This window comes from Planktothricoides sp. SR001 (assembly GCF_001276715.1).
Taxonomy (GTDB): domain Bacteria; phylum Cyanobacteriota; class Cyanobacteriia; order Cyanobacteriales; family Laspinemataceae; genus Planktothricoides; species Planktothricoides raciborskii.
Window position 1 is genome coordinate 33,262 of the sequence record NZ_LIUQ01000026.1, and the last position, 12,510, is coordinate 45,771.

Sequence of the window (12,510 nt, forward strand, 5' to 3'; positions counted from 1 at the left end):
ACTAAACCTAACCGACAAGGGTGCGATCGTATTACTGTTTATTTTTCTTTTTTTGAGTTTTTTTGTATCGCTGAATTGCTTGGTATATTTTCTGTCCGATAGGTTTATTACGCATATCAAAATGCATATAATCTCCATATCGACCCCCCCAATCAAGGTCTATTCCTAGAACTAGCTCTTTTTTTAGATTCATCATCCCACTTTCAGTAATCTGATCTTTTTGCCCTTTTCGCGACCAGGACTCAGCACAACTATCAATATCCTGTTGAATAATATTTTGAGCTTCTTCAACTGTCTTACCTAGCCATTCGGGATCTTTTGTATGTTGTAAATATTTACTCAATTCTGTTTTTTTAGATGGTTTGTCATAAGAGAAAGAGAAATACTGTTCAAGAGATTTATCCAACTCACTGTTTTGCTCATAAACCTTACTTAAATCTGATTTCCAATCCTTCTTAAATTTCAGTTCTTTATTTAAAAGCTTGCCTGCTCTTTTCAGAACTCTATTAAGATTATTACGAGATTTTGTACCCAAAGCAACATAAGGATTTTTCCAGTAATCTAAATCTATCGCTAATCCAAAGAGATGCATAGAATACTCAGCACTTGTAGAATATTCTCGACACCCTTTAATTATCTCACTGACACCTAATTGTTTTTTTGCTTCTTCTATGCTTCCATATTCTTTAAGAAATTTTTTTTCAACTTTTATAAGATGCTTTGCTAATTCAATATGAATTGGGTTATTCATCTTTAGGCCAAGAAATGTAATTTTAGTAAAATTCTTGAACCACATACCAGGGTCTTCACCAGCTAACTCTAGAATGGCGTCTACTTCTGATATTTTATTTTCTATTTGCTTGATTTTATTTTCTGTTTTTTTGATTTGTTTGTCTATTTTTTTTGTTCTCTCTTTGCTATTTAAGTGTTGTGATTTTTCTTGTAATTTTTTTAATTGTTTATTCAAATTGTTTAGAGATTGGCGACGATCAAATGTGATAGGCTCTAGATTCTCTATTGTCTTGGCTACATCTGCATTATCTGCTTCACTACCTGTAGAAGTAACTTGATCGGAGACCTGAGTTTTAGGATTCATTTTCAGCAGAATTGGAGAAAGACCTTCAATATTACTAGCCGCAGTCCAGCCGTAATTTTGAAGAAGCCCTTGAAACCCAGAGGGCATTTTATCTTGAACTTTGACATAATCTTTAGTCTCTTTGCGAAAACCTTCTAAAAGTTCAACCTTTTTACCTTTTGCAATCAAAGGTTTTCCGCTTTCTGGACCCAAATCAGGAGGTGGCCGTCGAATAATTGCTTGCGGATCAGTAACAGTAAATTCTCCATCTGGTACTTCTAGTTGATCCTCACCTTTGACGCTGTGGATTTCCTGGGTCAGTTCCTCACTGGCTTTTTCGGGTTTCTTTCTTTGAATCATCGACTTCCGACTCAATGCCGGGGGTTGCTGAAGTTCTGGGGATGAAGAATTAATTTCACTGACCACTTTTCGGGCAACGCGATCGGCTTCTTGCTCATACTTATCCCCCGGTTCACCAATGGTTAACCCTTTCATTTGTAGTGGGGGTTGGTTCGGTTCCACGGGCGGTGGGGTGGGAGCAGAAATCGGAATATTCGCTAAAATATTAAACTCCAATTCTTTACCGGGTTTCGATTCCGTTTCCATGTCTAATGCATCCATCCCTGGATCAATGAATTCCGAATCTTCCACTGGCAATTCAAAAGCACGGGATTGCAATAATGAAGATTTCGGCTGGATTTGGGGAGTCCAGGGATTTTGGGAAGATTTATATATGGGTTGATAAACCATTTTTTACCTCAACAGGTAAAAGTAAAATGTTTAAAAATGTGTACTTCAAATTCAGACCTTTGCGATCGCCTGCCTGAGTCCACTCTCTAGACGTTCAAGCGATAAAATGTGTCAGGACTCAAACTAGACAATTCTGTGGTAAACTTGATAAAAAGGAGAATAGTTTCTCAAAAAATTTTTCTGAAAAATTTTACCGCCGCTATTATAACATTACTCAGAAAGTCTATCAATATTTCTTAATATTTCTTAACATATTGGGTTGACTGGGGTTCAGAAACCGGGTTTCCCCCGCGAATGCGGGGACAGGCTTAATTAAATCTTGGCTAAAAGCAAAAAGTTGACGCCGAAACCCGGTTTCTTGTCCCTGGGGGTGAGAAACCTCTTTGCTCTGCCCAGAAACCGGGTTTCTTGAGACAACCTTTGCCACCAACCAACAACTTTCATAGAAACCCGGTTTCTTGTCCCTGGGGTTTCTTGTCCCTGGGGGGTGAGAAACAGGGAGAGGTGAGAAACCGGGTTTCTTTAAACAACCTTTGCCACCAACCAACAACTTTCATAGAAACCCGGTTTCTTGTCCCTGGGGTTTCTTGTCCCTGGTCTACCAAGGGCTACCAATTAGGGTAAATGCTGCCCAATAATAAGGATGAGTTAACTTTTGGTTTTCTGCACTTTGCAAGGATTCGGGTAAGGTATAAGTGCCGCGAGAACCGCGTAATTGACCCCCTTCAATTTCCACATTACCGTTAATCATTGATAACTGTGCTTGTCGCATGGCTTCCGCTTTAATTGGGGCAATTCCTAACTGTTTATAAAATTCAGTCATTAGGCCAAATGTACCCTCATCACTGACATACCAAAGAGAGGCGATCGCAGTTTTCACTCCTGCTTGGACTGCCAATCCTGCAAAGCCTAATTCTGCTTCTTCATTGCCCACCGCAGTCTGACAAGCGGACAAAACTAACAAATCCACCGCCGGATCTTGTAAGCCTAACTGACGAATATCATTTAAGCCTAACTTTTGATCCCAAAGTTGAATATATGAATTGCTCAAATCTCCGGGGTTAAATTCTCCGTGAGTGGCCAAATGAACAATAGGATATTTTTTCTCGGCGTGTTGTTTTTGAATATTTTGCAGGGTAAAGTCCTGATTCAAGAAAGATGCTCCCTGGCGAATTTCTTGGGTAATAATTTTCATTTCGGCGGGCACCGCAGGCAAGGGATTGAGGTTAGTAAATTCACTGGCTCCCATTGCTAAAACTGATGCATTTTGAATATTTTGATAGCGGGTATCCGTCAAGCTGAGAGAAGGCATCATGCCCACACTATATTTTTGCACCAAAAAATTTTCCCCATCATAGAGGGCGGCGATCGGTAAGGTTCGCAAACCCACATCCATAATAAAGGCAATATTTTGGATTTCTTTGGCGTCTAATTCCTCGGTTAAGGGGGCAATTAACCATTGATAAAGATTTTGGGCTGGTTCTAAATATTTGGTTTGGCGGCGATATCTGGGCGCGGTGATATAAGTAATCAAATTATCGGCATTGTCCATGACTTCGCGACGAGTCACCGACAAGACTTTTCTCACCGGACGACCATCAGCGGTGACTAAGATTAATTCCAAGGGGTCATTGTCTGTATTTCCGGCCAAAGAAGTGGGGGCAAAATAAACATATAACAAAGCAGGTTTGACCCCGGTTTCTGTTTCAATGTTGCGGATAATATTTTGCGCTTGTGGCAGGCTAACATTGACCTGCTTCGACTCGCCAATGTGGTCGCTAAATGCTTGAGTAAAGCTATTTTCAATTTCCGCTACCCCTGGATCGACAATGGCGACTTCTTGAGGACTCGCCAGATTTTCCGGTGTGATTTGCCGGACGTTTTCTTCTTCCTCTTCTTCGGTTTCTGAAGGTGAGTCTAATTCAGTGGCGATCGCCCCTACTTTTTCTGGTGGCAAAATCGATCGCGGTTCTGGTTGTACTCTTTCTGAAATTGGCACAGAAATCGGCGAATTTTTTTCCGGTTCCAGTTCTACGGATATGGGTTCTAAAGTGATTGGTGCCACTTCTGGAGTAGCCGCGATCGGCTCTGGTGCCACTTCTGGAGTAGCCGCGATCGGCTCTGGTGCCACTTCTGGAGTAGCCGCGATCGGCTCTGGTGCCACTTCTGGAGTAGCCGCGATCGCCTCTGGTGCCACTTCTGGAGTAGCCGCGATCTCTTCTGCTCCCCCGCTCCCCGGCTCCTCTGCTCCCCCGTCCGGTTCTGGGTCTAACTCCAACGATAAGGGCATATCATCCCCTGACGCTGGTGCCACTGGGGTTTCATCCACGGCTGGTTCTTCCACCACAGGCGGTTCTTCCGCAGGCGGTTCTTCCACGGGCGGTTCTTCCACGGGGGTTTCTGGTTCAGCGGTAATCACCCGAATATTCCCTTGTTCCAGCGGGCCGGGGAACGAGGAACCTAGCGGGATCGTATTATTTGCCCCAGTGGTAATCACCCCAGCAGTGCCGTTGGTCGTGGGATCGCCCACCACAAAGGGAGTATTTTGACTGCCCCCGTTGTGACTGAGACTCACATTGCCACTTCCCCCAGCCCCGGCAGTAGAAATACTGGCAACTTGGCCATTTTGGTCGGTAAAAGTATTATTAGCGCGGAAAACGCCCCCAGTGACAATTTCAACATTGCCACCGCTGCCTCGTAAACCCCCTTGAGCATTAATAAAGCCAACATCAATAAAATCCTCTGGGTCGAGTAAGACATTCCCGCCATTTCCTACCGTACCGCTGCTATCAATATCCTCAGTGGTAATACTTGTTAATGCCTGAACGGTAATATCGCCCCCGGTTATCCCCGTAGAGGTTAAATTTCCGGTGGTGACAACTCCGTTGGGACTATTTACAGCGATCGCACCGCCAGTCCCATTAGGATTAGAACTATCCAAGTTGCCCACCGTCACATCACCAACCGGGTTGGTTAAACTGATTAAACCCCCACTGGTTGTAATGTTGACGTTATTAGTAATTAGCTGATTATTGCCGGTTAAAATTACACTAGCACCGGCAGAATTGATATCGCCATTTAATTCAATGGTATCCGCAGTGGCTTGTAATCCACTATTAATCAAGCCGGTAACAGTTAAACGATTTAAAGGGGTGAGATTACCCAGAATTCCCCCAAAAGAAACGCGACCAGTTCCGGCATTTAACGTCAGCGTCCGGTTGCCATTAATCGTTCCGGTAAATATGATATCCCCAGCCCCCGCGCCAGTATCCAAAGTAAGATCGTTGTTGAGAATCATATCTCCAGCGATCGCGATCGTTTGGTTGTTGGTACTAATCCCGGCATTTAAGAACAGATTACTGGTGTTAAAATTCACCGTAGCATTATCGATCGCAGTAATCGTTCCGTTGACCGTTACTTGCCCTGTTCCTGATTGAATTGTCACCGGATCGCTAAAGCTAATCGCCCCTAAATTTACCATCCCAGTTCCATCACTGCGACCAATAGTAATACTGCTAAATCCATTAGATAAATTCGCGATTTCTGCCAGAGAAATGTTAAAGGTTCCGGTTTCACCTCCAATTTCAATGGGAGTATTTTGATTAAATGGTTGTAAGATTAAATTGCCTGGACTGGTGAGAGTATTATTTAAGGCAATAGTATCGCCAGTAAAAGTGATATTACTGGCGGCATTAATCGCCCCGGTGGTAGAAATGCCGCCATTATTTGCCGTGACATTTAAAAGACCGCCACTGGTTAGGTTATTGTTGAGAGAGATAGAATTTCCCGTGAGGGTAATATCTGTCCCCGCTTCAACAATTTCCGTAGAAATATCGCCATTATTTGCCGTGACATTTAAACTACCGCCCACCGTAGAACTGCCTAAATTTACTGCATTAGCACTGGTAATATTAGCATCAGCCCCAGCGCCATTAGTATTGACCGTAATTATTCCCGGTGTTGCTAGTTGACTTAAAGTAATATCTGCCCCAATTGCAGTAGTCGTAAAAGTGCTATTTCCCCCAATGGCGATCGGGCTATTCCCAGTAGTATTGCCATTTGCTGTAATTTCTAAATTACCGGAAATGTTAGCCGTTCCTAAACTAAGAGTTTGGCCGTTATTCACAAACAAATTTCCTGTAACATTATTAATATTTATTTGGCTAACATTTGTCTCCAAAGAATTCAACGAATCGCCCACACTTCCCGATGTATTTAAGACTACAGTACCATTAGCGGCGATCCTGATATCTGTCCCGGTAAAAGGGCTGGTAATGCTACCAGTATTTAAAGTTAAAGTCCGATTATTACCCAAGGTAATGCCGTCATTAAACGACACCGCCCCACCCTGTAAGGTCAGGTCAAAAGTCTGGTTACTTAAATTAACGGGACTGGCAATATTAAGCGCTCCCGTGCCACCCGTGCTACCAATTGTCACCCCATTAAATCCACTGATTGACTGAAGTTCTGCTTCGGTTAAATTCAAACCCGGTGACTGGTTAATCCCACCGATTTCAATTGGTGAGTTATCGATTATTGGTTGCACAAGTAAGCTGCCATTACCGGATATTGTCCCATTGATATTTAATTCCCCAGCAGTGATTTGTGGGTTGGAATTAACAAAGGTGACGTTACCGTTATATTCTTGAGTGCCAAGAGTGGTGACATTGCCATTAATACTTGTGTTTTGTCCTAATATGTTAAGACTATTCAGACGGGTATTATTACCAACGGCGCCACCAATATTAACATTGCCAGTCCCCGCATTTAGGGTTAAATTGTAACTCCCGTCTATAGTTCCCTGAAAATCAATAGTACCAGATCCACTATTCAAAGTAGCATCAGCCCCTAAAGTGGTGTTGCCGATAATGCCGATGTTTTGATTGTTAGTAGTAATATCGGCATTTAATGTTGTTGGGCCGATGAGAGTCACAGAAGCGTTATCATTTCCCAAAATTTGAAAATTGTTTGTAATCGAACCACCGGGAGACTGAATCGTCACTGGGTCTGAAAATCCTAGACCGGAAGTTGGCCCATCGATAGTAATGGCACCCGTACCGTCAGCCCGTCCAATAGTAATAGAATTAAAACCGTTTTGAATATTAGCTAATTCTGACTCGGTTAAATATAAAATCCCTACTCCAGTACCTCCAGACCCTCCCAGGGAAATATTTTGCCCCACGGTGGTAGGTTGCAGAGTTAGACTGCCCGTACCAGAGATACTACCTACATTGTTAATATTAATTTCGTCTGCTGTGAGAGTGAGGGCATTATTTCCAACAATTAAAGGAGCATTTATTTCAATTGACCCCGTTCCACCCTGAATAATTGTAGTTGTGCTTAAAGTGAGAGAAGGAGCGTTGCCGCTAATTTCAATAAAGTTTGTGGCATCAGTACGACCAATAGTAATCGAGTTAAATCCCGCATTTTGCAGTAAATTGAACTCGCTATTACCGCTAGAGTTGCTGTCCAGACATAAGAAGCCTGGACTACATCCGGTAGAATTGTTAATATAAATACCCTGATTGCTGTCCCCTTGCTGAATGACTAAATCTAGTCCGGTTTGAGTGGTGGATATAGTATTGGTATCTAAGTTAATATCATTGGCCGTAAGGGTGACATAATTGCCAAATTGAACTGTCGGCGGACTATTAGCCCTTCCTGCTCTGCGTAAGTCAATAAAACCAATTCCCGCATCAATATTTCCATTGACGGTAATGGTGCTGTTGCTGCCAGTTTCCGCGATGAAATTTCCCCCATTGGTGGTGATATTTCCCAGATTAATTTGATTTCCTGTGCGGGAAGAATTACCCGCTGAAATTGTGATATCTCCTCCCTGTGTCACGATCGCATCCGCAGGATTCATAGTAAAATCACCGACTCCATTAAAATCAGCATCGGCGATCAAACTCACTGATCCAGCAGCACCCATTTGCAGACTCAGGGTATTGTCTGATAAGTCTTCAATAGTGATATTGTCGGCGGCTTCTAAAATAATACTACTATTAGCCCCGATCGCTTCTAATGCCGTTTCAGAAATAGTGTAATTTGCGCCTGCGGTGAGCGTATCATCGAAAATGACTCCTTCGGGATCGCCAAAAGGTTCACCCGCATTCAATTGGTTATCATTAGGCGCACCACTGCCATCAACAATGGTAATATTATCTGGGTCTAATAATAAAGTGCCGGTGCTACCTTGGGGGGCGCTGGTGTCTACCTGACCTCGGAAAATTAAATCTTGTTTGCCGGAAACTTCAACAAAGCCACCATTGCCATTTTGACTGCCACCTTTGGCGCTAATTTCTCCATGAAACCGGGTAGTTTCATCAGCCCAAATAATGACTTGTCCCCCGTCGCCATTTTCTAAAGAATCCACAGAAATCAGCGTATCTTTACTGACGAAAGTTTCTGAAGCGTTGGGGACTTCTCCTTCGCCGCGATATTCTCCTCCGACTAAGACCACACCGCCATCATCAATCCCACTGGCGTTAATAAGGGCATCGACTAAGGCAACTTTGTCCCCTAATACAGCGATCGCGCCCCCAGTCCCATTGCCATTCGTGCTGGTATTTGAGACATCAATATTACCGGAAGCCACGGTGACACCGGGATCTGTGGGTATTCTTAGGGTTGAACCTGTGAGGCTGATGGTGCCGTCATTGTTAACCGTCACGTTGGAAGCATGGGTGATGTGACCCCCAGTGAGTAAGCTGGGCAAGTCTAAGGGCTGAAAGTTTTGCGGCGGTTGGTTAGGGGAATTGTTGCCCGTGGGTGAGGTGGGAATTTCTAAGCTGAGGAGATGGTTTTCCTGGTTGATGCGAACCAGGTTTTCTCCCGGTACGGCAGCAATGGTGATATTACCACCGGGAGAGGAAAGGGTGCCTAAGTTGACGACTGTTCCCCCCAAGAGGGTTAGCTTTTGTTCGGGGTTGAGGCTGAGGTTGCCTTCATTGAGAATAGCCCCCGGTTGGGAGAGGGAAAAGGCAAAGGTGGAGGGTTCGCCCACTAAGGCGCTGTAGTTGTTGCTGCCAAAGGCGTTGAAGGCTTCTGAGTTAAAGCCAATGTTGGTGGAGGTGGTGGCGGTGAAGTCCCCTAAAACGTTGAGACTGGCGTTGGGGCCAAAAATAATGCCCGCAGGGTTCATTAAGAATAGGTTGGAGTTGCCCCCGGTGACTTGAATTAAGCCGTTAATAATAGAGGCGTTGCCCCCGGTGACTCTGCCAAGGATGTTGTTGATTTCTGGAGAGGAGAGAAAGTTGGCGGTCTGTCCCGCGTTGAGGCCAAATTCTTGGAAGGAGTGGAAGAGGTTCGCCCCGTCCCCAGACCGTTGTCCCCCGGTAATGTTGTAGGTGTTGCCGGTTTGGTTGACTACGGTTCCAGTGTTGTCAGCAGCAGGAATAGGTGCGGTTTGCGCGATCGCATTTTCGCCCATAATGCCACAAATTACATTGATTGCCCCCAGGATTCCATAAAATATGACCAAATTTTTAGTCTTCCGAGTTATTAGTTGGGCTTCAGCCTTCCCAGTTTGTCGCTGTTGATGGTAGTTCATTGGTTACCCTCTTGTCATTATGAGTAATGCCATAAGCGATCGCCTACTTGTGTTCTGAAGAAATCATCATGGTATTGCTTTAAAACCTTTGTCCTTATGACCAATGAGTTTCATTAGCCATTTCCACAAAGATTTTATTAATTTTCCGTAAGAGATTTTACTTATGAATCTTAAAAATCCTGATTACATTCCATTATAGATCACGATTTTAAAAAATTATTAAAATAGACAAGAGTGCAAAATTATCAAAAGCCCCCGTTAAAAAGGGGGGTTGGGGGGATCGCTTCGGTATGAAAGCCAGAATTGTCTAATATGTCTATTAAGTGCCGATAAGGGCGAAGCATTCAGGTAATTATCTTTCTGGTTAAAACCGATAATTAACTGCCGATAAGGGCGAAGCATTCGGGTAATTATCTTTCTGGTTAAAACCGATAATTAACTGCCGGTAAAGGCGAAGCATTCAGGTAACAACTACTGTTAAAACAAGCAAGTTAACTGCCCGAATGCTTCGCCCCTACAGTTATACCAAGCCTGAAAAATTGTTGCTACAATTACGAAATTCATTTGGGCATTAGTAGGGGATTTTCCGTGGCGGTGGTTGCCCCGATACCCTACGGTTGCATGAATTTTTGTAAATGGTATTATACAGATTTTAGCTAAATTGTTGGGCATAAAATCGCGCATAACGCCGTCCTTTTTCCAGCAGTTCTTGATGGGTTCCAGATTCAATGATGCGCCCCTGTTCTATGACTAAAATGCGATCGCATCGTCGGACTGTGGCGAGACGGTGGGCAATAATAAATACGGTGCGCTCATGCATCAATCTTTCGATTGCTTCTTGTACCAAGGCTTCTGATTCTGAATCTAAGGCCGAAGTTGCTTCATCTAAAAGTAAAATTTGCGGATTTAATAAAACAGCGCGGGCGATCGCAATTCTTTGGCGCTGACCCCCGGATAAATTAACGCCTCTTTCCCCTACCTGAGTATAATATCCATCGGGTAATTGACAAATAAATTGATGAGCATTCGCTGTATGTGCCGCTGCTTCTACGGCATTTAGATCATAATTGTGTTGACCAAAAGCAATATTTTCGGCAATAGTGCCAGAAAAGAGCATAGTTTCCTGGGGAACAATGCCAATTTGACGGCGTAAACTAGGAATTTTTACATCGCGAATATCAATCCCATCAATTAAAATTTGTCCCCCTTGCACATCATAAAATCGGGGTAATAAATTCACCAAAGTAGATTTACCAGCCCCCGAAGCCCCCACCAGAGCGATCGCCTCTCCTGGTAATACCAATAAATTCAGATTTTCCAGCACTGGGTAACCGGGATGATAGGCAAAAGTCACATTTTTATATTCCACCTGACCCTTAACTGGAGGTAAAGCGATCGCAGTAAGGGATTTTTCCTTTACTACTGGTTGAATAGCTAACAGTTCAAACACGCGATCGACGGAAGCTTCTCCTTGTTTAAACTCATTATAATTACTGGTAGTAATAGAAATCGGATCAATTAATAACGCCACCGCTGTGGCATAACTAACAAATTCACTCCCGGTCAAATTGCCTTGAGAAATTTGCCAACCCCCCAACAAAAATAGCAACAAAACGCTGAGGGCTTCTAAAAAACCAATCACGGGAAATTGAATCGCTTTAAGACGTTCAGCGGCATATTTGGCTTGGCGGTTGCGAATAGCCACTTCCCGAAATTTACTTAAGCTATATTCTTCAGCGGCAAAAGCTTGGACAACCCGAATACCGCTAAAAACCTCTGTCACCAAAGCGGATAAGTCAGAAATCCGATTTTGACTGTGGTGCGAAAATACCCGCAGGCGATCGCCAAACCAACCAATCAACACCGCCATCACTGGGGCAATAATTAATGTGGCAATCGTTAGCTGCCAATTGAGATAAATCATATATCCCAACAACACCACCAACTGCAACACACAAGGAACAAACTGATGAAAAACTTTATTTACTACTTCGCCAGTGCGATCGATGTCCTCCGTGAGGCGATAGGACAAGTCGCCAGTTTTGGCCCTAGCAAAATAACCTGGACTTAAATTCAATAAATGAGCATAAACTCGTTGGCGCAGATCCAAGGTCAAATCGAGGGCAGCTTTGGCCATCAACGCATCTTGACCATATTGTGCAGCACCGCGCAGCAGAAAAATCACCGCCGCCAGTCCCGCAACTTGGGCGATCGCGCTGACTTTTCCCTGACCAATCAATCCGGCAATTTGCCCTGCTAATTGGGCTAAAATCGGCCAAAAACAAGTAAATGCCAGAGTACAAATCAATGCTTGAGTAATGGTTTGCCAATGGCGGCGTAAATAGGGCAACAATTGCCAGTAGCTAGATCGCAATTTCACAGGAATTATCAGTCATCATCATATCGGCATCTATGATTATCAATGATAATCGATCGATTCGATCCGGCAATTCATATTTCACCGGATATTTCACCGGATATTTCACCGGATATTTAATCGGATATTTCACCGAATATTCCACCGGATGCTAGAAAAATGCTAGAGAATTTTGACCACTGGCAATTTGTACCCTGTTGAGTGAGTCGGATTACTGTTGAATCAACACCAAATATTAACACTCTGACTTAGAGGCTCACGGGACGGTTCTCTGGAGCTTCAGGCAAAGAAATTACACAAGCATTCTCCGGGGCAAACATATTCCAAACCGGGATTAAGGGATCCAATTGAATGGCCGCCAATCCTTGACGAACCACTTCCATAATTTTTCGTCCATATTTTTCCTGGGCTTTATGCTGTTGAAACTCCCATCCCCGTTCGCTAGTGGCATACATCGCCGGTAAGCGATTCAAGGCGTAGGCGATCGCTTGAGCTTTAATTTTTTCAATTTCCACAAATTTCAGCAGCTTGGCTGGCAACCGATCCACTTGGCGATTAACTTCCTGAATGACCAATGGCTCTAAAGCGTTCCGGTACAAAGGAACGGGATTATAAAAAAATGACGTATTCATATTCACAAGTTCTCCAAATACTCACTCTGTAGGCTCCTAACAGGGCATCCCGGATGTCTTTCCGGTGATTTTCCACACCACTCGACTCACTCCCACATCTGACTCCCACATCTGGCTCCCACAT

The 12,510-nt window shown here is 43.8% G+C and carries 7 protein-coding genes; 1 reads left to right on the forward strand and 6 read right to left on the reverse strand.

Annotated elements, in window-relative coordinates:
* Nucleotides 1-31 precede the first annotated feature (31 nt).
* Both AM228_RS16000 and AM228_RS16005 read right to left on the reverse strand, forming a co-directional pair.
* Nucleotides 32-1,825, reverse strand: a complete 1,794-nt coding sequence (locus tag AM228_RS16000; protein ID WP_054467099.1) for a M15 family metallopeptidase — start codon at nucleotides 1,823-1,825, stop codon at nucleotides 32-34.
* Between the two features lie 226 nt (nucleotides 1,826-2,051).
* On the reverse strand, nucleotides 2,052-2,252 hold the full coding sequence (locus tag AM228_RS16005; protein WP_156331830.1) for a hypothetical protein: 201 nt from the start codon (nucleotides 2,250-2,252) through the stop codon (nucleotides 2,052-2,054).
* Between AM228_RS16005 and AM228_RS32820 the strand changes: the two genes are divergently transcribed.
* Entirely contained in the window at nucleotides 2,246-2,449 is a 204-nt protein-coding gene (locus AM228_RS32820; RefSeq protein ID WP_156331831.1) for a hypothetical protein, read from the forward strand. The genes AM228_RS16005 and AM228_RS32820 overlap by 7 nt on opposite strands.
* On the opposite strand, the gene AM228_RS16010 is transcribed toward AM228_RS32820, so the two are convergent.
* From AM228_RS16010 to AM228_RS16020, 4 genes are all read right to left on the reverse strand, one after another.
* On the reverse strand, nucleotides 2,424-9,377 hold the full coding sequence (locus tag AM228_RS16010) for a CHAT domain-containing protein (RefSeq protein WP_054467101.1): 6,954 nt from the start codon (nucleotides 9,375-9,377) through the stop codon (nucleotides 2,424-2,426). The genes AM228_RS32820 and AM228_RS16010 overlap by 26 nt on opposite strands.
* A gap of 652 nt (nucleotides 9,378-10,029) precedes the next feature.
* Nucleotides 10,030-11,757, reverse strand: coding sequence for an ABC transporter ATP-binding protein (locus AM228_RS16015; protein WP_054467102.1), 1,728 nt, complete (start codon nucleotides 11,755-11,757; stop codon nucleotides 10,030-10,032).
* Entirely contained in the window at nucleotides 11,741-11,887 is a 147-nt protein-coding gene (locus AM228_RS34295; protein WP_190878165.1) for a hypothetical protein, read from the reverse strand. Before AM228_RS34295 ends, AM228_RS16015 begins: the two co-directional genes overlap by 17 nt.
* A gap of 115 nt (nucleotides 11,888-12,002) precedes the next feature.
* Nucleotides 12,003-12,386, reverse strand: a complete 384-nt coding sequence (locus AM228_RS16020) for a late competence development ComFB family protein (RefSeq protein ID WP_054467103.1) — start codon at nucleotides 12,384-12,386, stop codon at nucleotides 12,003-12,005.
* Nucleotides 12,387-12,510 lie beyond the last annotated feature (124 nt).

Bases quoted from the DNA above. Each gene is read 5' to 3' on its own strand.
- AM228_RS16000 (WP_054467099.1), bottom strand. From the start codon at position 1,825: ATGGTTTATCAACCCATATATAAATCTTCCCAAAATCCCTGGACTCCC.
- AM228_RS16010 (WP_054467101.1), bottom strand. From the start codon at position 9,377: ATGAACTACCATCAACAGCGACAAACTGGGAAGGCTGAAGCCCAACTA.
- AM228_RS16020 (WP_054467103.1), bottom strand. From the start codon at position 12,386: ATGAATACGTCATTTTTTTATAATCCCGTTCCTTTGTACCGGAACGCT.